This is a genomic window from Nocardia sp. NPDC050435 (assembly GCF_040655395.1).
Lineage (GTDB): Bacteria > Actinomycetota > Actinomycetes > Mycobacteriales > Mycobacteriaceae > Nocardia.
Genome location: NZ_JBFAJW010000007.1, coordinates 435,140 through 455,886, shown reverse-complemented (window position 1 = coordinate 455,886; position 20,747 = coordinate 435,140). Strand labels below are relative to the sequence as shown.

The following is a 20,747-nucleotide window of genomic DNA, read 5'->3' as shown; positions in this document are numbered from 1 at the left end:
GATGCGATACGCTTTCCCCGCCCGATCGGACCGCCTCCCGTGGTCGGATCGAGAACTATCCCGCCCTCGTAGCTCAGGGGATAGAGCGTCTGCCTCCGGAGCAGAAGGCCGCAGGTTCGATTCCTGCCGAGGGCACTCCACTCGATTGTCGGCTCATGCTCATGGAGAGCATGAGCCGTTTCTCGTTCCGTGTGTTTTTTTGGGGGCCGAGCCCCCAAACCCCGGCCGGCGGGCTGCGCCCCCGGACCCCCATTGGTTGATCGGTCGTCGGGTTTCGTGCTGGTTGGGGATTTGCTGTTCTATGTCGGATGGCTCTGAGTCGGGTTATGCTGTTCTGGTCACGCAAGTGATGCTGGTGGGCGGGACGCCGCTGTGAACGACGCCCCGCCTTCTTGATGGATTACCTAGCCCGCAAGAACCAGCGGACCAGCAAGAGCGCCCCGGCGATCATGGCAGCCCCTGTGAGGAACATGCCGTAATCGACCGGGGCCTTGCTCTTTTTCCGGCGGTGTTTCGCCAAACCCATCAACCTCCTCCCTGGGCGCAGTGTCTGGACCGATGTCCACCGCCCCTCGGGAAGAGGTGTTGCTACCATACGTGATTGCTATGACAGAAAAGGTTGGAACAGAAGAAGTTCCGCGAATGGGTGGCTATTGGGTCCAGTCGATCTTGTCGGCCAGGGCGAGGAGTTTGGTGCGGCGGGTGGGGCTGGTTTCGCCGATCCAGGAGATGCGGCCGTAGACGTGGGCGCGGAAGTTGGGGTGGCGCTGGTGGTTTTGGGCGGCGGGGCCGGTGCGGAGGCAGTTGTGGAGTAGGGCGCGGAGGTTGTCGTAGGCGTCGCGGGGGGCCGCCGGGTGGGTGTTGACGACCAGGCCCGCGAGGGTTTGGCGTTGGTGTGGGCGGCGGGTGCGAGTTTTGGCGGGGTTGATGGCGAAGCCCTCGGATTCGGCGATTGTGGTTGCGGTCCAGAGGGTTCGGGCGGGATCGAGGGTGGGGCCGGAGAAGGCGAGGTCGTCGGCGTAGCGGGTGTATTCGAGGCCGCGGGTGGCGGCGTAGGCGGTGAGGCGGCGGTCCAGGCCGTGGGCGACGAGGTTGGCCAGGCGGGGCGAGGTGGGAGCGCCCTGGGGTAAGTGTCTGGCGCGCAGGAGGTTTCGCTGGGCGAAGTCGAGGCCGCGGAGTTCGGCGACGGGGGTCGCGGTGGTGCAGAGGTCGGCGAGGATCTGGGCGATCGGGGGTGGGTAGCCGCAGGCGGTGAAGATCGCGCGGACGCGGGGGACGGTGATGGTGTTGAAGAAGTCGCGCAGGTCGACGCGCAGCACGGTGTGGGCACCGGCGTGGGGCGCGGCGAATGTCGCTGCGCTGCGGCCCTTCTCGAAACCGTGGCAGGCCGGGTGGGCGGGGATGCCGGCGAGGACGCGGTGCAGGATGCGGCGCTGGATTTCGCGCAGGCGCACCTTCGGGGCTTCGACCAGGCGGACGCCGTGCGCCTTGGGCAGGCGGCGGTAGCGATAGTGGGTCAGAGGTGGGGCGGCGCGGCGCAGCCAGGCGCCGTGGTCGGCGAACCACTCCAGTTCGGACGGGGTGAGGTTGAGCAGGGCGGCCAGCGCGGCGCGGTCCGGGATCGGCACGGCACCGAAACGCAGTGGCGCGGGCGGTATTTCGATCGGGTCGAGCGAAACCACGACCGTCGGCAGTTTCGGCAGGTCCGCCAGTACGCGCGCCAGCGTGACGATCGGGTCCAGCGGCTCACCGGGCATGAGATCGGTGACGCGGCGGGCCAGTTCCTCGGCCCGATCCGGCTCGACGACGTCGGCGAAGGCCTCGGCCAGGGCGGCGCGGCTCCACGCGGAGTCGAGAAAATCGAAGGCGGCGGCCAGTTCCCGGGCCAGGTGCGCCGGTACGGCCCGGCTCATGCGAGCGAACGTGCGACGGCGGCGAGGCGACCAGAATCCTTCGTCCACGGTGCCACCCAGCACGCGGAGCGTGCCGCCTGGTTCCGGACGCTGTGCCCAATTGATACTGCACACCCAGGGGTTGCCCCTGAGACGGGTCGTGCCGACCCACTCTCGCCCCGCCGCCGTCGCACCCGAATACCCTGGCACATCATTCCCCGTGAGTCATCCCCGGCCACCGGTACCCTTGCCCGCATGACCTGCTGCGGGCCGTCGCGCCGGACCTTCCTGGGAGCCGTCGGGCTGGCGGCCCTGCTGTCGGCGACCGGCGCGGTCGCGGCCGGTCCGGCACGGGCACAGTGGAATCCGCTGGTGGCGACCGATCTGGAGGTCGTCACCGTCACCGACACCTCGGTGGTGCTGACCTGGACGACGAGCACACCGAACACGGTGGGCCTGGTGCCGGTGGACGCGGGCGGCGAGGTCCGGATCGGGCCCGCGGATTCGCCGCGCGCACCCGTGCAGGTGCACGCCGAGGGCGAACGCGGCCCGTTCCACTACGCGGAGATCCACGGCCTGGAACCGGGCCGCACCTACCGCTTCGAAGCCTGGTCGGACGGCGTCCGCGCCACGGCGGGCCTGAATCCGGGGACGATCACGCCCGGAACACCCGAGGCCACGGGCGAATTCACGACTCTGGTGCCGCCGCCCGGCCGGTTGCTGCGCACCGTGGCGCTGGCCAACGACGTGCACTACGGCGAGACGGTGAGCGGTCTGGTCGTGGGCCGGTTTCCGCCGGGCTTCCAGCAGGCGCCGGAGCTGCCGCCCTATCCGGAGGTGATGCTGTCGGCCCTGCTGGCCGATCTGCGCCTGCCCGATCGCGGCGCGGAACGCCTGCTGCTGGCGGGCGATCTGACGGCCGAGGCGAAAGCGCCGGAGGTGAGCGGCGTCCGGCGCCTGCTCGACCGGTGGGGCACGGCCGGAGTCGATTATCTCGCGGTGCGCGGTAATCACGACCGCCCGCATATCGGGGCCGATTATCAAGGCTGCGCGCCGCTCGGCGATCATTTCGATTGCTGGGGCGCGGAATTCGGGGCGCGCCAGCGGTTGTCGGCACAGGAACTCGGTGGCCTGCGCCTGATCGGAATGGACACCAGCGATCTCGACGCGGCGGGCGGTCGCATCGAACGCCCGCAATTCGAGCAGCTCGCCGAATTGCTGCGCGCCGAGCCGGAGCAGCCGACACTGGTGTTCGGCCACCATCCGGTGACGCGCGAGGCCGGATACAGCAATATCGCGGGGCCCGGGTTCATCCTCGACGAATCCGACAGCGCCGAGCTGCAGGCGCTCTACGCGCGCAGCCCCGGCGTGTTCCTGCAGCACAGCGGCCACACCCACCGCAACCGGCGGACCCGGCCGGACACCGACTGCGCGGTGGAATTCCTGGAGGTGGCCGCCGTGAAGGAATATCCCGGCGGGTACAGCCTGCTGCGTCTCTACGAGGGCGGGTACATGGTCAATTTCTACAAAACCCGCACCCCCGACGCGCGCCGGTGGAGCACCGTCACCCGGGGTGAATTCTTCGGCTTGCAGCCGTTCTATACCCTCGGTTCGCATGCCGACCGCAATCACGTTGTGCTGCGGGATTTCTCCGGCATCAAAGCCTCATAGAGCGAGCGGCGGGAATCGAACCCACGTAAACGGCTTTGCAGACCGCTGCCTAAACCTCTCAGCCACGCCCGCCTCGATGACTATCGTGCCGGTTCGCGACACCGCAGCACACCGTTGTGCTCAGCGTGATTCGAATCGCGGATCGGCATGGAATGATCGAGGACATGTCTCGGCCACGCCCGCTCCCGCTCGACCCCATCGAGGAGGCCCACCGCCAGTGGGTCGGCCACGGCTGGGGCGCGGTGGCCGACGGTATGGCCGCGGTGACCTCGCTGGTGCGCGCGCAGCAGATCGTGATGGCCCGGGTCGACGAGGCGCTCAAGCCGACCGGGCTGACGTTCTCGCGCTACGAACTGCTCGCCCTGCTGAGTTTCAGCAAGACAGGCGCGCTGCCGATGGCCAAGGCCAGCGCGCGGCTGCAGGTGCATCCGACCAGTGTCACCAACACCGTCGACCGGCTCGAAGCGGCCCAATTGGTGCAACGTGTTCCACACCCCAGCGACCGCCGCGCCACCCTCATCGAAATCACCGACGCGGGCCGGAAACTCGTCGCCGAGGCCACCGAGCAACTCAACGCGAAGGTGTTCGCGCAGCCCGGGTTGCCGCCGGATCGCCTGCATACGCTGCTGCAACTGCTCGCGGAGTTCCGCCATGCCGCCGGGGATTTCGACACCGGCGACGAGCAGGCCCGCTGGGTGGCCCGGGAAAGCTGACCGGCAAACGAACTGGACAGTTCCGCACGCGGCCGGATCGGCGTGTCCGTAACGTTCCGGCATCCGACTAGCGAATTCACCCTTCCCGACCTTGGCAGCGGCCCGGAAAGGGTTCACCATGGAGGCCATGGTGCTGGTCTTGGGGGTATCGGCAGGCGCTGGCGGCGCCCGCGCGATATTGACGCATTCCGATCAGCCGCATCTTCCCCCGATCGATCGCTGCCGGGTGCCCCGCCGGGCCGGCGGCGGTGTCGAAGAGGCAGTCTTCGAAGCGATCCGGCAGATGCGCCGTTCGGCCGATCATCGCGACGAGCTGGTCACCGGCACCGCGGTGACGTGCCGCTGTCCGCTACACGCCGACGCGATCCGGGCCGCCGCGGGCTACCAGCCGCTCACCATCGTCTCCGAACCCCTTGCGCAGCTTCGGTATCTGCGTTTCACCCGGCAGCTGCCCGAGGAGGGCACGGTGCTGCTCTACGATCTGGGCAGCTCCGGGCTGACGCTCACGCTCGTCGACTGCCGCACCGATTCGATCATCTCCAGCAAGCGCAGCACGGTGCTGGGCGGTGACGGCTTCGACGCCCTGCTGCGCTGGCAGCTGGCCCGCGACGGCATCCTCACCGACAAGCTCAGCTGCCGGCGTCACCGCGAGGCGCTGAGCATCGACCGCGTGGTCACCGCCATGGACGGCAATTCCGGCGGTCGCGCCGTGCTCACACGCAGCGACGTCACCGAGCTGTGCGCGGCCGGCGTGCAGCACTCGGTGTCGTTCGTGCACCAGCTGATCGAGCAATCGGAGACACCCCCGCAGGCTCTGGTGCTGCTGGGCGGTTGCACGCGCAGCCCGAGCATCCAGGAGACGCTGGCCGCGGCCGTCGACCTGCCGATGATCTACGATCCGGAGCCCGAGGCGGTCGCGTCCCGGGGCGCCGTACTGCTGGCCACCGGTCGCTCCGCCGCGGAGCTGCGCACCACCCGTCCCGGCCTGCGCCAGCTCGCACCCGCCGCCGATCGGCGCAAACTCATTGCCGCACTGGCGGTCACGGCCACCCTGGGCGCCACGATCGCGGGCGTGCTGGTCATGGACCGCGACACCACACCCGGGCACGACAGCACGGTGCCGACGCCTGCGGAGATCGCGGGCACCCCGACCGGCCGCTAGCGCACGGCGCCGCTTTTACTTTCAGCTTGCTCAGCGGTGGTTGAAGTCCGCCGGGCGCTTCTCTACGAACGCGGCCATGCCTTCCTTCTGGTCCTCGGTGGCAAACAGGGAATGGAAGACCCGGCGCTCGAAGCGCAGGCCCTCGCCGAGGGTGGTTTCGAAGGAACGGTCGACGGCTTCCTTGGCGATCATGACCGAGGGCAGCGACATCGACGCGATGGTCTCCGCCGCGGCCAGCGCGGTGGCGACCAGGTCGGCGGCCGGGACGATGCGCGAGACCAGGCCCGCGCGCTCGGCTTCCTCGGCGTCCATGTTGCGGCCGGTCAGGATCAGGTCCATGGCCTTGGCCTTGCCGACGGCGCGAGTCAGGCGCTGCGAGCCGCCCATCCCGGGGATGACGCCCAGCTTGATCTCCGGCTGGCCGAACTTCGCGGTATCGGCGGCGATCAGCAGATCACACATCATGGCCAGCTCACAGCCGCCGCCGAGCGCGTAGCCCGCGACCGCGGCGATGATGGGCTTGCGGAAGGCCGTCAGGCGGTCCCAGCCGGCGAAGTGATCGGCCAGGAACATGTCCATGTAGGACTTGGTCTGCATCTCCTTGATGTCCGCGCCCGCCGCGAAGGCGCGCTCGGACCCGGTGAGCACGACCGCGCCGATCTCGCTGTCCTGCTCGAGCTCGTCGAGCGCGGCCGAGATGTCGGCGAGGACCTGCGAGTTCAGCGCATTGAGGGCCTTCGGCCGGTTGAGCGTGATCAGGGCCACGCGACCCTTGCGCTCCAGCAGAATGGTCTCGAAGTCGGTCACGCCTGTGCTCCTCCAGATCGCTTACGGATGTCGGTCACGATAGCGGAGAAGTCCTTGCCCGATTCTTCCTGGTTGAACCGGGTGTAGATCTCCGCGGCGAGCTGACCGATCTGCCCGTCGACGCCGTTGGCCCGCAGCGCGCTGGCGGCCAGTCCGAGGTCCTTGGTCATCAGGGCGGTCGCGAAACCCGGCTGGTAATCGTTGTTGGCCGGGCTGGCGGGCACCGGGCCCGGCACCGGGCAGTAGCTGGTCAGCGACCAGGACTGGCCCGAGGCGGTGGAGACCACGTCGAAGAACTTCTCGTGGCTCAGGCCGAGCTTCTCGCCGAGGACGATGGCCTCCGACAGCGCCACCATGGAGATGCCGAGCAGCATGTTGTTGCAGATCTTGGCGGCCTGGCCGACGCCGGACCCGCCGCAGTGCACGACCTTGCCGCCCATCACCTCCAGCACGGCGAGCCCGTCGGCGAAGTCCGACTCGGCGCCGCCGACCATGAAGGTCAGCGTGCCGGCCGCCGCGCCGGCGACACCGCCGGAGACGGGGGCGTCCAGGGCCCGATGTCCCGCTGCCGCAGCGCGTTCCGCGGCCGTCGCGGCGTCGGCGACATCGATGGTGGAGCAGTCGATGAACAGCGTGCCGGGCGTCGCCGCGGGCAGCGCCTCGGCGTAGACGTCCAGGACCAGCTTGCCGTTGGGCAGCATGGTGAGCACGATCTCGCGGTCGGCGACGGCGGCGCGAACCGAATCCACCACGGTGGCACCGTCTTTGCGCGCCTGCTCCTGGGCGGCGGGCACGGGATCGAAGGCGAGCACGTCGTAGCCCGCCGCGACCAGGTTGGCCGCCATCGGGCCGCCCATGTGCCCGAGGCCGAGGAAGCCGATCTTCTTACTCATGCGTTCAACCCCAGTTCCTTCTCGCCCAACCCGGCGAAGTAGCTCTCGACCTGCGCGTCGGTCACCTCGGCCAGGGTGGCGGGCGACCACCGCGGGTTCCGGTCCTTGTCGATGACCTGGGCGCGGATGCCCTCGACCAGATCGTGCGAGGACAGCGCCGCGATGGACACCCGGTACTCCTCGTTCAGCGCGGCGGCCAAGCTCGGCAGTTCCCTCGAGGAGCGCAGCGAACGCAGCGTAACCTTCAGCGCCACCGGCGATTTGGACAGAATGTCGGCGGCGGCCCGGTTCGCCTCCGGTACGGCACTGGCCTGCAACCGCGCGACGATCTCCTCGACCGTGCCCGCGCTGTAGCAGGCATCGATCCATTCCCGCTGCGCGAGCAGGCCGGATTCCGGCGCGGCCGTGGCGAACTTGGCGATAGCGATCTCGGCCGTCTCGGTCCGCAACGTATCCAGCAGCGCCGCAATGTTTTCCGAGGCCACGTAGTAGTCGGCGAAACCGGCGGCGATGGCGTCGCCCGCGCTCATCCGGGCGGTGGTCAGCCCGACGTGCGTGCCGATTTCACCGGGTGTGCGAGAAAGCAGGTAGGTGCCGCCGACATCCGGGACGAACCCGATGCCGACCTCCGGCATGCCGATCTTGGAGCGCTCGGTGACGATGCGATGGCTGCCGTGCCCGGACAGGCCGACACCGCCGCCCATCACGATGCCGTCCATGACGACCACGTACGGCTTGGGGTAGCTGCCGATCAGCGCGTTCAGGATGTATTCGTCGCGCCAGAACTTCCCGGTCGGCGAATCGGCATCCGCCGCACCCGATTCGGCGTCGCGGTGGATGGCGACGATGTCGCCGCCCGCGCACAGCCCGCGCTCCCCCGCACCGGTGACGACGACGGTGCGCACCGCGTCGTCGGTCGCCCAGGCGCGCAGCGCGTCCAGAATGGCCAGCGCCATCGAATGATTCAGGGCGTTGATGGCCTTGGGCCGGTTCAGCGTGATCAGGCCGAGCCCGTCGCGCTGCTCGATCAGAACTTCCTCGCTCATGCCGCTCCTACCACTGAGCGGGCGACAACCACCCGCATGATTTCGTTGGTGCCCTCGAGGATCTGGTGCACCCGCAGATCCCGCACCAGCTTCTCCAGCCCGTATTCGGCCAGGTAGCCGTAGCCGCCGTGCAGCTGCAGCGCCTTGTTCGCCACCTCGAAACCGGCGTCAGTCGCGAAGCGCTTGGCCATGGCGCACAGCTCGACCTTGTCCGGCGCGTCCGCGTCGAGCGCGGCCGCGGCTCGCCACAGTAGCGTCCGGGCCGCTTCCAGTTCCGTGCGCATGTCGGCGAGCTGGAATTGCAGCGCCTGGTTCTTCAGCAGCGCCTGCCCGAAGGCGTTGCGCTGGGCCAGATACGGCACCGTCTTGTCGAGTGCGGCCTGCGCGCCGCCGACCGAGCAGGCCGCGATGTTCAGGCGGCCGCCGTTGAGGCCGTTCATGGCGATCCGGAAGCCGTCGCCCTCGGCGGCGAGCAGGTTCGCCGCGGGCACCCGGGCGTCCTCCAGGATCACCTGGCGGGTGGGCTGGGCGTTCCAGCCCATCTTCTTCTCGTTCGGTCCGAACGACAGGCCCGGCGTGTCGGCGGGCACGATGAATGCCGAAATGCCGCGCGCCCCTTGGTCACCCGTGCGGGCCATCAGCACGTAGACGTCGGTGGCGCCGGCCCCGGAGATGAACTGCTTGGCGCCGTTGAGCAGGTAGTCGTCGCCGTCGCGCACCGCCTTGGTGCTCAGCGCCGCCGCGTCCGAGCCGACACCCGGCTCGGTGAGTGCGTAGCTGGCCAGCAGGTCCATCGAGGTCAGCCGGGGCAGCCAGTGGTGGCGCTGGTGTTCGTCGCCGTAGCTGTCGATCATCCAGGTCGCCATGTTGTGGATGGAGATGTAGGCGGCGATGGCGGGGCAGCCGGTGGACAGCTGCTCGAAGATCCGCACGGCGTCCAGCCGGCGCAGGCCCGACCCGCCGACATCCTCGCCGACATAGATGCCGCCCAGGCCGAGGGGACCGGCCTTGCGCAGCACGTCGACCGGAAAGTGTTTGCGCTCATCCCATTCCAGCGCGTTCGGCGCCAGGAACTCGTCGGCGAAGCCGCGCGCGGTGTCGCGGATCGCCTTCTCGTCGTCGTCCAGTTCGAACATGGGTCAGTCCATCGTCGGGATGACGAACGCGTTGGACTCCTTCATGCCCGAAGGCCAGCGCTGGGTGACGGTCTTGGTCTTGGTGTAGAAGCGGATCGAGTCCGGGCCGTGCTGGTTCAGATCGCCGAAGCCGGACCGCTTCCAGCCGCCGAAGGTGTGGTAGGCGATCGGGACCGGGATCGGCACGTTGATGCCGACCATGCCGACCTGCACCCGCGCCGCGAAATCCCGGGCGGCGTCGCCGTCGCGGGTGAAAATGGCTACGCCGTTGCCGTATTCGTGCTCGTTGGCCAGGCGCAGGCCCTCCTCGTAGTCCTTGGCCCGCACGATCGCGAGCACCGGGCCGAAGATCTCTTCTTTGTAGATCCGCATCTCGGGCGTCACGTTGTCGAACAGCGTCGCGCCGGCGAAGTAGCCGTCCTCGCCGCCCTCGACGGTCAGTCCGCGGCCGTCGACGACCAGTTCGGCCCCCTCGTCCACGCCGATCTGGACGTAGGAATTCACCCGATCCACGCCGTCGCGCCCGACCAGCGGCCCGAAGTCGGCGCCCGGGTCGTCGGAGCGGCCGACATTGAGCTTGTTCACGCGTTCGACCAGCTTGTCGCGCAGGCGATCCGCGGTCTCCGCGCCCACCGGCACCGCCACCGAGATGGCCATGCAGCGCTCACCCGCGGAACCGTAGCCCGCGCCGATCAGCTGGTCGGCGACGTCGTCGAGGTCGGCGTCGGGCAGCACGATGGCGTGGTTCTTGGCGCCACCGAAGCACTGGGCGCGCTTGCCGTTGGCCGAGGCGGTCTCGTAGATGTACTGCGCGATCGGGGTGGAGCCGACGAACCCGACCGCCTTGATCCGCGGATCGTGCAGCAGCGTGTCCACGGCCTCCTTGTCGCCGTTGATCACGTTGAACACACCGGCCGGCAGCCCCGCCTCGAGGAACAGCTCGGCCAGGCGCAGCGGAACCGAGGGATCGCGCTCGGAGGGCTTCAGGATGAAGGCGTTGCCGGTGGCCAGCGCCGGACCGGCCTTCCACAGCGGGATCATGGCCGGGAAGTTGAACGGGGTGATGCCCGCGACGACGCCCAGCGGCTGCCGCATCGAGTACACGTCGATGCCGGTGCCCGCCGATTCGGTGTACTCCCCTTTGAGCAGATGCGGGATGCCGCAGGCGAATTCGATCACCTCGAGCCCACGCTGGATGTCGCCCTTGGCGTCGGCGATGGTCTTGCCGTGTTCGGAGGACAGCAGCGCGGCCAGCGAATCCATCTCGTCCTGCACCAGGGTCAGGAACTTCATCAGCACGCGAGCCCGCTTCTGCGGATTGAACGCGGCCCACTCCCGCTGCGCCGCTTCGGCGTTCGCGATGGCCGCCTCGACCTCGGTCTTGCTCGCCAGCGGCACCCGGGCCTGGACCTGCCCGATGTTCGGATCGAACACGTCGCCGAAGTTGCCGGAGGTGCCGGGGACGTGCTGCCCACCGATGAAATGCGTGAGTTCGCGAACCATGCCAGTCCTGTCTCGTTGATCGACGCTGTTCAGCCCGGTTCGGCTGATCTGCGGCCATCCTATAGTTGGACATCCAAGTAAATAGCCGGGGTGTGACCCATCACACCCGGCGGGTGGGCGCGCGCGCCGCCTGGCGGAGTGACGGACATCACCGTAGGATAGTTGGACGTCCTAGTATCGGGCGCACGGCACTCTCCCGGAGGCATCGGTGGCCGACCTGCATCAGCCCACGCATCCCGTTCGCTTCGTCACCTCGGCGGCCCTGTTCGACGGGCACGACGCCGCGATCAACATCATGCGGCGCATCCTGCAAGCCCAGGGCGCCGAGGTGATCCACCTGGGGCACAACCGCGCGGTCAGCGAGGTGGTGGACGCGGTGCTCACCGAGGACGTCCAGGGCGTCGCGGTCAGCTCGTATCAGGGCGGGCACGTGGAGTACTTCGAATACCTGGCGCACGCGCTGACCGAAGCCGGGGCCGGGCACGTGCGGATCTACGGCGGCGGCGGTGGCGTGATCGTCGCCGAGGAGATCGCACGGCTGGCGGCGGCCGGGGTCACCATCTTCTCCCCCGAGGACGGGCAGCGCCTCGGCCTGCCCGGCATGATCAATCAGCTGATCCGCGACTGCGACCACGATCTCGCCGAGCAGCCGCCCGCGCTGGACGCGGTGCTCGCCGGGGAACGCTCCGCGCTGGCCCGGGCGATCACCTGCCTGCAGCAGGACAGCCTGCCGCCCGCGGACCGCCGGGCCCTGGCCGAGGCGGCCGCCGCCCGCACCGTCCCGGTACTGGGCATCACCGGCACCGGCGGCTCCGGAAAATCCTCGCTCACCGACGAATTGGTGCGCCGGCTGCGCTCGGACCAGCAGGACAAACTCCGCGTGGCGATCCTGGCGGTGGACCCGACCCGGCGGCGCGGCGGCGGCGCTCTGCTCGGTGACCGGATCCGGATGAACGCCCTCGACGGCGACCACATCTTCTTCCGCTCGCTGGCCACCCGCGGCGGACGGGAGCTGCCGGAGAACATCGGCGGGATCGTCGGGGCCTGCAAGGCGGCGGGTTACGACCTGGTGATCCTGGAGACGCCCGGCATCGGGCAGGGCGACGCGGCGGTCACCGATCATGTCGACGTCTCGCTCTACGTGATGACACCCGAGTTCGGCGCCGCCTCCCAGCTGGAGAAGATCGACATGCTGGATTACGCGGATGTGGTGGCGATCAACAAGTTCGAGCGCCGCGGCGCGGCCGACGCCCTGCGGGACGTGTCCCGGCAGCTGGTGCGCAATCGCGAGGACTTCAGTGCCGCACCCGAGGACATGCCGGTATTCGGCACCAGCGCGGCGACTTTCAACGACGACGGCGTCACGGCGCTGTACCAGCATCTGACGGAATTGCTGGCCGGTGCGGGCCTGACGCTGGAACCCGGTGTGCTGCCGCGGGTCCGCACCCGGGCCTCCACCCGCTTCGCGCAGGTCATCCCGCCCGCCCGGGTGCGCTATCTGGCGGAGATCGCGGAGACGGTGCGGGACTATCACGCCGCCACCGCACGCGGCGTGGCCGCGGCCCAGCGGGCGCAGCGGCTGGAGCTGGTGGCCGCCGAGCTGCCGGACCACGCGGAAATTTCCGCATTGGCCGAGCGGGCCCGCTCCGAACTGGTCCCCGCCGACGCCGAACTGCTCGCCGAGTGGCCCGCCCTCGCCGAGTCCTATCGCGGCGCGGAACAGGTGATTCACGTGCGGGACAAGGAGATCCGTACCTTATTGCGCCGGGAAACACTGTCCGGCAACAGCATCGCGCGGGTGGCGCTGCCCCGGTTCACCGATCACGGCGAACTGCTGCGCTTCCTGCGCGCCGAAAACCTGCCCGGCCGATTCCCCTTCACCGCCGGGGTCTTCCCGTTCAAGCGCGACGGCGAGGACCCGGCGCGCATGTTCGCGGGCGAGGGCGATCCGTTCCGCACGAACCGGCGCTTCAAGGTGCTCAGCGAGCACGCCGAGGCGAAAAGGCTGTCCACCGCGTTCGATTCGGTGACCCTCTACGGCCACGACCCGGCCGAACGGCCCGACATCTACGGCAAGGTCGGCACCTCCGGGGTGTCGATCGCCTCGCTCGAGGACATGCGGGCGCTCTACGACGGCTTCGATCTGACCGCCCCGTCCACCTCGGTGTCGATGACGATCAACGGCCCCGCGCCGACCATCCTGGCCTACTTCCTCAACACCGCGATCGATCAGGCACGGGAACGCTTCACCGCCGCCGAAGGCCGGGAGCCGAGCGCCGCGGAGGAGGCCGACCTACGGGCCCGGACGCTCGCCACGGTGCGCGGCACGGTGCAGGCCGACATCCTCAAGGAGGATCAGGGCCAGAACACCTGCATCTTCTCCACCGAATTCAGCCTGCGGATGATGGCCGACATCCAGGAGTGGTTCGTGCGCAACAGGGTGCGCAACTTCTACTCGGTGTCGATCTCCGGCTACCACATCGCCGAGGCCGGGGCGAACCCGATCAGCCAGCTCGCGTTCACCCTGGCCAACGGATTCACCTATGTGGAGGCGTATCTGGCACGCGGCATGGACATCGACGACTTCGCGCCGAACCTGTCGTTCTTCTTCTCCAACGGCATGGACCCGGAGTACTCGGTGATCGGCCGGGTCGCGCGGCGGATCTGGGCGATCGCCATGCGGGACCGCTACGGCGCCAACGATCGTTCGCAGAAGCTGAAGTACCACATCCAGACCTCCGGCCGGTCGCTGCACGCCCAGGAGATGAACTTCAACGACATCCGCACCACGCTGCAGGCGCTCATCGCGATCTACGACAACTGCAACAGCCTGCACACCAACGCCTACGACGAGGCGGTGACCACCCCCACCGAGGAATCGGTGCGCCGCGCGCTCGCGATCCAGCTGATCATCAACCGCGAGTGGGGCCTGGCCGTGAACGAAAACCCCTTGCAGGGCAGCTTTCTCATCGACGAGCTCACCGATCTCGTCGAGGAGGCGGTGCTCGGCGAATTCGAGCGGATCAGCGAGCGCGGCGGCGTGCTCGGCGCCATGGAGACCGGCTATCAGCGCGGCCGGATCCAGGACGAATCCATGCGCTACGAGCAGCGCAAGCACGACGGATCGCTGCCGATCGTGGGCGTCAACACCTTTCGCAATCCGCACGGGGAGCCGCACCACGTCATCGAATTGGCGCGCGGCACCGAGTCCGAGAAGCAGTCGCAGCTGGCGCGGGTGCGCGACTTCCAGAACCGGCACCGCGACCCGGCCCACGCGGCACTGGCGCGGCTGGAGGCGGTGGCCCGGACCGACGACAACATCTTCGAGGTCCTGATGGATGCCGCCCGGGTCTGCACGCTGCAGCAGATCACGGACACGTTCTTCCGGGTGGGCGGGCAGTACCGGCGCAATGTCTAGGCGAGCAGCGGTGTCACCAGCAGCCACAGCACGCCGCTGAGCAGCACCAGATTCGTCCAGAACAGCGTGGCCAGCACGATCTCGGTGCCCAGGCGTTTGCGGGGCACCACCTCGGTGCCCCAGGTGGATTGGTCGTCGGCCAGTTCCACCACGCTGAAATAGACGCCCCAGAGCAGGATCTGATGGCCCGCGCACAGCAGCGCCAGCAGCCGCGCGCCGATTCCCGGGCCCGGCACGAGCAGGAAGGCGGCCAGCACCCCCAGGAACGTGCCGAACAGCAGGAGCGCGAGCCAGGGCGCGGCGTACTCGAACACCCGGTGCCAGAGGGTGGCGAGACGTCCGGGACGGTGCCGGAACATGATTCCAGTGTGCGCGCCCGAGGCCGGGCACGGGACCACATTGCAGGTCAGCGGACCGTGGCAGCGGCGAGTTGCGCGCTCAGGGTGGCGCGGGCCGCGGTCAGCGAGGGGCCGTACCAGGTCAGGTCGCGGCCGGCGACCAGTGCGACCGGAATGCCGGGAAAGGCGTCGGGACCGTCGCTTTCGGTGAACACGTAGGGCTCGTCGGGCAGCACGGCCAGCTCGACATCCCGGGTGAGCTCGGCCGCGGTGAGGCGGGGATAGCGGTCGGGGTGGGCGGCGTGCACCAGGTCCAGACCGAGGCGGGCGGCCACGTCGGCGGTGAAGGTGTCGCGCCCGACGACCATCCACGGATCGCGCCAGATCGGGATCACCGCCCGGCGGGCCGGCGCGGGAGCCGGGGCCGCCCAGGCCCGCTCGGCCGCGTCCAGCCAGCCGGGGCGCTCGAGGCCGAGCGCGACAGTGAACATTCTGGTCAGCGCGGCGAAGGCCGCGTCGACGGACTCGATCCTGGTGACCCACACCGGAATTCCCGCGTCGCGCAAGCGCTCCACGTCGCGGCGGCGGTTCTCCTCCTGGTTGCACAGCACCAGGTCGGGTGCCAGCTCGATGATGCGGCGGACATTCGGGTTCTTGGTGCCGCGGACGCGCTCGACCGCGAGATCGGCCGGATGCGTGCACCATTCGGTCGCGCCGACCAGAAGCTCCGGGCGGGTCAGCGCGACCGACTCGGTGAGCGAGGGCACCAGCGACACGACGCGGCGCACCGGGCGGGTGAGCGGGACCTTGCCGCCGAGATCGTCTGGCGCCCAGCGCGCCTGCCGGGTGCTCACCGGCGAACCCGGTCGCGGATCGTCTGGCCTGCCACCGTCCCAGCCTATCGCCGTGCTCCGGAGTTGCCCGGGCGGCGAGCGGCGTCGCGGGCGAGTCCGCGCCGTCACCGAATTGAATCGCGAGCGTTTCGCTCCAATGCCGTCCGGCGCGGCATACGGCCTGGTTACAGCGCGTTTCGCTGATTCGGGGCGGACCGGGCCGACCACGAAGTTCGGCGCAAGGGCAGCGAATGGACAGTAATCGGGCAGTTCTCGGGCCGGGCCCGCGGCGCACACTGAGACATGGCATCCGGCGTCGGGAAGTCCCGGCCCACATCGCACCGGGCAGGGATCCAGCCAGACAAAGCCCGGGAAGCGTAGTCGGCCCCGGCGCCGGATGCCTGGCGAGCAATCACTTGCCCCAGTGAGTGTCTCCGCCATCCCAGGGGCGCCAGGTCCGACTGCCCGCATCAGGTTCCGCAGACTCCGGATGCGCGGACCTGGCGCTCGGGGTGGTCTCAGCGCTCCAGGCGCGCGTAGAGCTCACGCAATTCCCGCAGGCCCGCCGCCGCGGCCGGCTCGTCCGCACTGCTCATCCGCAGCGCCCGGCGCAGCAGGGTGGGATCGAGATCGTCCGGGGCGGGCCGGAATTCGAGCTTCGGCAGTTCCGGCAGCACCGCGTCGTCACCGTAGGGATCGGCCGACTCGACCGGCTGCGGATCACGCTCGATCCCGGCGATCAGGGTGTCCAGATCCAGGCCGCGCAAGGTCAGGATCTCGCGCGGGCGCTCGTCCAGGCGCTCGGCGAGCAGGTAGCAGAGCGCGGCCACATGCTTGCAAGGCCAGCCCGGATCCGGGCAGGTGCATTCGAAATCCAGATCCGCGGCCGTGGTGGGCAACAGCAGCGGGCCCAGGCCGATGGGCAGCGCGCCGGAGGCGATGTCGGCGAGCATGCCCGGCGCGGTCCGGATGGTGTCGATCAGGATTTCCAGTTCCTCGTCGCGCAGCGGGCGGACGGTGAACACCGCGGTGAACGGGCGCGGCTGGCTGCCCTGCACCTCGGCGGTCACCGCGCCCGGCGCGATGTGGTAGCTCACCACCTGGCCGGACCGGGCATAGGTGCGCCCGCGCGCCAGCCGGCCCGGCTCGGCCATCGCCTCCACGGCCTCGATCAGGGCCTTGCCCCACCAGGTGCGGCCGAATCCGCCCCGCCGGCTGCGTGCTTCGACCCCGCCGCGCACCGGCAGGCGCTTGCCGTACTTGCTGTAATCCTCGAACGGGCTCATTCGCCGACCGCCTCCGCCCCGAGCGTGAACAGCTCGCGCAGCTCGTCGGTGCTGAGCTCGGTGATCCAGTTCTCCCCCGCGCCGACGGCCAGCTCGGCGAGATGCCGTTTGCCGTTGATCATCTCGTCGATGCGCTCCTCGATGGTGTCCACGCAGACCAGCTTGCGCACCTGCACATTGCGCTGCTGGCCGATCCGGTAGGCGCGGTCGGTGGCCTGGTTCTCCACCGCCGGATTCCACCAGCGATCCAGGTGCACCACATGATTGGCGGCGGTGAGGTTCAGGCCGGTGCCGCCGGCCTTGAGCGAGAGCAGCATCAGCGGCGGGCCGTCCGGGGCCTGGAAACGCTCGACCATGCTGTCGCGCCGCTTCTTGGGCACGCCGCCGTGCAGGAACGGGACCTCGCCGCCGAAGCGCTCGGTCAGATACGGGGCGATGAGCTCGCCGAACTCACGGAACTGGGTGAACAGCAAGGCTTTCTCGCCATCGGCGAGCACCGACTCCAGCACGTCCTCGACCAGGGCCAGCTTGCCGGAGCGATGGCTGCCGCGCAGCAGCACCGCCGAGCCGTCGCCCAGGAAATGCGCCGGATGGTTACAGACCTGCTTGAGCCTGGTCAGCGCGCCGAGCACCGCGCCCTTGCGGGCCATGCCCTTCGCGCCCTTGATCTTCTCCAGCATGTCCTGCACGACCGCCTGGTAGAGCGCGGCCTGCTCCACGGTCAGGTTGGCCCGCACGGTGATCTCGAGCTTCTCCGGCAGATCCGAGATGACCGCCGGGTCGGATTTCACGCGGCGCAGCACGAAGGGCTGGGTCAGGAAACGCAGGCGGGAGATGGCGTTCTGGTCGCGTTCGCGTTCGATCGGGACCGCGAAGCGGGCGCGGAAGGTCGGCGCGGTGCCGAGCAGCTTCGGTTGCGCGAAATCCAGGATGGAGCGCAGCTCCTCCAAGCGGTTCTCCACCGGGGTTCCGGTGAGCGCCAGCCGATGCCGGGCGGGCAGCGAGCGCGCGGCGCGGGCCTGGCGGGTATTCGCGTTCTTGATGTGCTGCGCCTCGTCCAGCACGATCCGCTCCCACGGCTGGCGGCGGAACTCCTCCAGATCGCGGGCGAGCAGCGCGTAGGTGGTGATCACCAGATCCGCGGCCGCCACGGCCGCGTCCAGCTCCGCGCCGGTGCGGCGGCCGACGCCGTGGTGCACCAGCACGCGCAGGCCGGGCGCGAACCGCTCGGCCTCGCGCTGCCAGTTGCCGACCACCGACATCGGCGACACCAGCAGCGTCGGGCCCGGCGGCTCGGCCGAACGCTGTTCTCTTTCGTGCAGCAGCAGGGCGAGGACCTGCACCGTTTTGCCCAGGCCCATGTCGTCGGCGAGCACCGCGCCGCAGCCCATTCGATTCATCGTGGCCAGCCAGGACAGGCCGCGCTCCTGATACGGCCGCAGCGTCGCGCGCAGCCCGGCGGGCGCGGCGATCGGCTCCGGATCGTGGCGGCGGTCCAGCAGGTCCCCGGCCCAGCCGGTGGCCGTCACCTCGGTGAGCGGGACCTGCGCCACGCTGCCCGACGCCAGTTCGCCGAGCATGTCGGCCAGGGTGATCGGGCTGGTGTCGGCGTGCGCGGCGACATAGCGGGCCGCGGCGGCCAGCACCTTGTGGTCGGCCTGCACCCATTCGCCGCGCAGCTGCACCAGATCCGATTTGGACTGGACCAGGCGCTGCATCTCGGCCTTGGTGAGCACGATGTCGCCGAGCGCCAATTCCCAGCGGTAGGAGACCAATCCGCGCATGCCGACGGTGCTCTCCGCGGCCGGGACGGCGCTCGAGACCTGCAACCGCAGCGACGGTTCGCTGATGTTCCAGGCACGCGGCAGCAGCAGTTTGACGCCGGCCGCCCGCAGCGCGTGCGCGCCGTGCTCGACCAGATCGGCCACCACGGCGGTGGGCAGCAGCAGGTCCATGGTCTGGCCGTCGGTGGGCAGATCGCGCAGCCGCGGGTACGCGCGGCGGGCCTCGCCCAGTTTTTCGGCGGCGGTGCGCACCAGGCTCGGATCGCCCAGCAGCGGAACGGGAAACGGCGCCTCGCCCTCGGTGCGCAGGCACACCTCGAGCCGCCACAGCGTCAGCTCCGCGTCCTCGTCACCGTCGGGTTCCAGCAGCCGCAGCACCAATTCGGGCTCGTCGACGGTGAGACTGGCCCGCCAGCGCTCCAGCGTTTCGGCGAGCTGATGGCTGCCGGCGTCCAGATCGGTATCGCCGACCAGGGCGGCCAGCAACGGATGAGTGGGCGGCGGGGCATCGATCAGCTCGCTGACGAGCGGGTCGGTGAGTTCGCCGACCAGATCCTCCAGCACGGCCGCCGGGCGGCCCGCGATCCGCAGCGCCGCCGGCATGGCGACCGCCAGTTCGGCCAGCCAGGCCCGCTGCCGGGCGCCGCCGACCAGACGCCAGCGCACCCACCACTGGCCGTCCTCGCGCCGCAATTCCGGCACCACCCGCCCGGCCCGGGCCCAGCGCTCGATGCCCGCGGCGACATGGGCGAGGAAGCGCAGATCTCCGGCAACCCGATCGGCGGGCAGTCGCTGCCGCAGCGCCGACACCGCGGCCGCGGGGACCAGGGCGTGGGCCTGCACCTTCGTCGGCGCACCGGCCGAGAGCACCTCGGCCCGGTGCCGCCACCGCGACGAACTCAGCACGCTGCCCAGTGGATCCGGCAAATCGCCGGGCACCGCCGTGTCCGTCCACAGCAGCAACCCGGAACCCGGTGACCACAGCCCGTGCAGCATCCGCCCATCCAATCAGGTGCCACCGACAGCGACCAGGCCGCGGCACGGGAATCGGCGCGACCCTGGATTTCTCCGCGTGCGCGGCTCATAATTGAATATCCGCTGGTCATAGCATCAGAACCGCAAATCCGCGGTAATCCCCCAGCCTAGAAAGGCAGGGCAGCAGCATGACGATTCTGCTCCAGGTTCTCGAGCAGAGCTTCACGCCGACGACTCCGTGGGAGCGGCGCAAATTCACCTTCGTCGATGCCGGGAAAATCGTCGGCATGCGCCTGGACGGTCAGTCCGGGGTCTGGCTGGATCTTTCCCGCCCCGGTGAATCCCAGCGTCTGGCCCGCACACCCGCGCCGGCCGACGCCATCACCTTCCTGCTCACCACTTTCGCCAAGATCGCCGAGTGCCAGGAACGCGGCGGCTCGTGGGTGATCGGGCACGACGGGTCCCGGCATCAGACCATCGAGGCCACCCGGTTCCCGCCGAGCGCGGTCGAAGTGGCCGAGGACGAGTTGCTCACCCGGGCCTGGATGTAATCGTCGGCGGGTGTCGGTGCGGACGAGTAGAACGAAGGCCGTGCGCACCGGTATCCGCGGCTCGGCAGTGGTCACGCTGTTGTTGCTCACCGCCTGCTCCGGCCTGTCCGGTCCGGTCGTGCCGCCCGCGCCCGGCAGTCCGACGCGGGCGCAGGTCGAGCAGTTGCTCGCCTCGGTGCGGGTGATCGCGGAGCGACCGCACCCGGGCGGTTACGACCGTTCCTGTGCGCCGGGGCACGCCTGCGTCTTCGGGGCGTCCTGGACCGACGACTACGACGGTCCCGGCGGGCGGGACGGCTGCGGTACCCGCGACAACGTGCTGGCGCAACAGCTCACGGCAGTGGAGTATCGGCCCGGCACCCGGGATTGCGTTGTCGTCGCGGGCCTGCTCGACGATCCGTACACCGGGCAGCGCCTGACCTTCGGCAAGGCCGACGCGGGCGACATCCAGATCGATCACGTCTACGCGCTGGCCGCCGCCTGGGATATGGGCGCGTCGATGTGGCCCGCACAGCAGCGCGTGCGCTTCGCCAACGACATCGAGACCAACCTGCTGGCCACCGCGGCCGCCGTGAACCAGGCCAAGGGCGACAGCACCCCCGCGCAATGGCTGCCGCCCGCCCAAGCGCTGCACTGCTTCTACGCGAGCAAGTACCTGACAGTGGCGGTCCGCTACGACCTCCCGATCACCGCCGCCGACAACGCCACCCTGGCCGACATCGCCCGCACCTGCCCGTGA

16 protein-coding genes and 2 tRNA genes are annotated in these 20,747 nt (G+C 69.5%); 7 read left to right on the top strand and 11 right to left on the bottom strand.

What is annotated here, in order from left to right; all coding sequences use genetic code 11:
* The first annotated feature begins 62 nt into the window (after window positions 1–62).
* Window positions 63–135, top strand: a tRNA-Arg gene (locus tag AB0I43_RS23650).
* Between the two features lie 515 nt (window positions 136–650).
* Here the strand turns inward: AB0I43_RS23650 and AB0I43_RS23645 are convergent.
* The gene (locus tag AB0I43_RS23645) at window positions 651–1,913 is read right to left on the bottom strand and encodes a reverse transcriptase family protein (protein WP_356974080.1); all 1,263 of its coding nucleotides are present in this window, start codon (window positions 1,911–1,913) and stop codon (window positions 651–653) included.
* A gap of 234 nt (window positions 1,914–2,147) precedes the next feature.
* Between AB0I43_RS23645 and AB0I43_RS23640 the strand changes: the two genes are divergently transcribed.
* On the top strand, window positions 2,148–3,563 hold the full coding sequence (locus AB0I43_RS23640) for a metallophosphoesterase (RefSeq protein WP_356974079.1): 1,416 nt from the start codon (window positions 2,148–2,150) through the stop codon (window positions 3,561–3,563).
* Here AB0I43_RS23640 and AB0I43_RS23635 read toward each other — a convergent pair.
* Window positions 3,564–3,635 (bottom strand) — tRNA-Cys (locus AB0I43_RS23635).
* A gap of 92 nt (window positions 3,636–3,727) precedes the next feature.
* On the opposite strand from AB0I43_RS23635, the gene AB0I43_RS23630 reads away from it, so the two are divergent.
* Both AB0I43_RS23630 and AB0I43_RS23625 read left to right on the top strand, forming a co-directional pair.
* The gene (locus AB0I43_RS23630; protein WP_356974078.1) at window positions 3,728–4,276 is read left to right on the top strand and encodes a MarR family transcriptional regulator; all 549 of its coding nucleotides are present in this window, start codon (window positions 3,728–3,730) and stop codon (window positions 4,274–4,276) included.
* Window positions 4,277–4,403: 127 nt separating this feature from the next.
* Window positions 4,404–5,438: an Hsp70 family protein gene (locus AB0I43_RS23625; protein WP_356974077.1), complete on the top strand. Its 1,035-nt coding sequence runs from the start codon at window positions 4,404–4,406 to the stop codon at window positions 5,436–5,438.
* A 30-nt stretch (window positions 5,439–5,468) separates the two neighbouring features.
* Here AB0I43_RS23625 and AB0I43_RS23620 read toward each other — a convergent pair whose 3' ends face one another.
* Genes AB0I43_RS23620 through AB0I43_RS23600 form a run of 5 tightly spaced genes read right to left on the bottom strand, consistent with a single transcriptional unit; the run spans window position 5,469 to window position 10,823 of the window.
* On the bottom strand, window positions 5,469–6,245 hold the full coding sequence (locus AB0I43_RS23620; RefSeq protein WP_356974076.1) for an enoyl-CoA hydratase: 777 nt from the start codon (window positions 6,243–6,245) through the stop codon (window positions 5,469–5,471).
* The gene (gene mmsB / locus AB0I43_RS23615) at window positions 6,242–7,138 is read right to left on the bottom strand and encodes a 3-hydroxyisobutyrate dehydrogenase (protein WP_356974075.1); all 897 of its coding nucleotides are present in this window, start codon (window positions 7,136–7,138) and stop codon (window positions 6,242–6,244) included. The genes AB0I43_RS23620 and mmsB overlap by 4 nt, the downstream gene beginning before the upstream one ends.
* Entirely contained in the window at window positions 7,135–8,184 is a 1,050-nt protein-coding gene (locus AB0I43_RS23610; protein WP_356974073.1) for an enoyl-CoA hydratase/isomerase family protein, read from the bottom strand. The genes mmsB and AB0I43_RS23610 overlap by 4 nt, the downstream gene beginning before the upstream one ends.
* The gene (locus AB0I43_RS23605; RefSeq protein WP_356974071.1) at window positions 8,181–9,320 is read right to left on the bottom strand and encodes an acyl-CoA dehydrogenase family protein; all 1,140 of its coding nucleotides are present in this window, start codon (window positions 9,318–9,320) and stop codon (window positions 8,181–8,183) included. Before AB0I43_RS23605 ends, AB0I43_RS23610 begins: the two co-directional genes overlap by 4 nt.
* A gap of 3 nt (window positions 9,321–9,323) precedes the next feature.
* Window positions 9,324–10,823 carry a CoA-acylating methylmalonate-semialdehyde dehydrogenase gene (locus AB0I43_RS23600; RefSeq protein ID WP_356974070.1) on the bottom strand — a complete coding sequence of 500 codons (1,500 nt, stop codon included), beginning with the start codon at window positions 10,821–10,823 and terminating at the stop codon, window positions 9,324–9,326.
* Between the two features lie 208 nt (window positions 10,824–11,031).
* Here AB0I43_RS23600 and icmF point away from each other — a divergent pair, with 208 nt between their 5' ends.
* Window positions 11,032–14,241: a fused isobutyryl-CoA mutase/GTPase IcmF gene (icmF, locus tag AB0I43_RS23595; RefSeq protein ID WP_356974068.1), complete on the top strand. Its 3,210-nt coding sequence runs from the start codon at window positions 11,032–11,034 to the stop codon at window positions 14,239–14,241.
* Here the strand turns inward: icmF and AB0I43_RS23590 are convergent.
* The 4 genes from AB0I43_RS23590 to AB0I43_RS23575 form a co-directional block, all read right to left on the bottom strand.
* On the bottom strand, window positions 14,238–14,600 hold the full coding sequence (locus tag AB0I43_RS23590) for a hypothetical protein (RefSeq protein ID WP_356974067.1): 363 nt from the start codon (window positions 14,598–14,600) through the stop codon (window positions 14,238–14,240). The two genes, icmF and AB0I43_RS23590, sit on opposite strands and share 4 nt — an antisense overlap.
* Window positions 14,601–14,647: 47 nt before the next feature.
* Complete coding sequence (locus AB0I43_RS23585; RefSeq protein WP_357432636.1) at window positions 14,648–15,433, bottom strand: helical backbone metal receptor; 786 nt, start codon at window positions 15,431–15,433, stop codon at window positions 14,648–14,650.
* Window positions 15,434–15,930: 497 nt separating this feature from the next.
* On the bottom strand, window positions 15,931–16,698 hold the full coding sequence (locus tag AB0I43_RS23580) for an SWIM zinc finger family protein (protein WP_356974065.1): 768 nt from the start codon (window positions 16,696–16,698) through the stop codon (window positions 15,931–15,933).
* A complete protein-coding gene (locus tag AB0I43_RS23575; protein ID WP_356974064.1) occupies window positions 16,695–19,478 on the bottom strand; it encodes a DEAD/DEAH box helicase in 2,784 nt (927 codons plus the stop codon). Before AB0I43_RS23575 ends, AB0I43_RS23580 begins: the two co-directional genes overlap by 4 nt.
* Before the next feature lie 167 nt (window positions 19,479–19,645).
* Here AB0I43_RS23575 and AB0I43_RS23570 point away from each other — a divergent pair, with 167 nt between their 5' ends.
* Together AB0I43_RS23570 and AB0I43_RS23565 are read left to right on the top strand one after the other, a co-directional pair.
* On the top strand, window positions 19,646–20,008 hold the full coding sequence (locus tag AB0I43_RS23570; protein ID WP_356974063.1) for a hypothetical protein: 363 nt from the start codon (window positions 19,646–19,648) through the stop codon (window positions 20,006–20,008).
* A gap of 67 nt (window positions 20,009–20,075) precedes the next feature.
* A complete protein-coding gene (locus AB0I43_RS23565; RefSeq protein ID WP_356974133.1) occupies window positions 20,076–20,747 on the top strand; it encodes an HNH endonuclease family protein in 672 nt (223 codons plus the stop codon).

Coding starts and splice junctions, on each gene's coding strand:
- AB0I43_RS23645 (WP_356974080.1), bottom strand. CDS start 1,913: ATGAGCCGGGCCGTACCGGCGCACCTGGCCCGGGAACTGGCCGCCGCC.
- AB0I43_RS23640 (WP_356974079.1), top strand. CDS start 2,148: ATGACCTGCTGCGGGCCGTCGCGCCGGACCTTCCTGGGAGCCGTCGGG.
- AB0I43_RS23630 (WP_356974078.1), top strand. CDS start 3,728: ATGTCTCGGCCACGCCCGCTCCCGCTCGACCCCATCGAGGAGGCCCAC.
- AB0I43_RS23625 (WP_356974077.1), top strand. CDS start 4,404: ATGGTGCTGGTCTTGGGGGTATCGGCAGGCGCTGGCGGCGCCCGCGCG.
- mmsB (WP_356974075.1), bottom strand. CDS start 7,138: ATGAGTAAGAAGATCGGCTTCCTCGGCCTCGGGCACATGGGCGGCCCG.
- AB0I43_RS23610 (WP_356974073.1), bottom strand. CDS start 8,184: ATGAGCGAGGAAGTTCTGATCGAGCAGCGCGACGGGCTCGGCCTGATC.
- AB0I43_RS23605 (WP_356974071.1), bottom strand. CDS start 9,320: ATGTTCGAACTGGACGACGACGAGAAGGCGATCCGCGACACCGCGCGC.
- AB0I43_RS23600 (WP_356974070.1), bottom strand. CDS start 10,823: ATGGTTCGCGAACTCACGCATTTCATCGGTGGGCAGCACGTCCCCGGC.
- AB0I43_RS23590 (WP_356974067.1), bottom strand. CDS start 14,600: ATGTTCCGGCACCGTCCCGGACGTCTCGCCACCCTCTGGCACCGGGTG.
- AB0I43_RS23580 (WP_356974065.1), bottom strand. CDS start 16,698: ATGAGCCCGTTCGAGGATTACAGCAAGTACGGCAAGCGCCTGCCGGTG.
- AB0I43_RS23575 (WP_356974064.1), bottom strand. CDS start 19,478: ATGCTGCACGGGCTGTGGTCACCGGGTTCCGGGTTGCTGCTGTGGACG.
- AB0I43_RS23570 (WP_356974063.1), top strand. CDS start 19,646: ATGACGATTCTGCTCCAGGTTCTCGAGCAGAGCTTCACGCCGACGACT.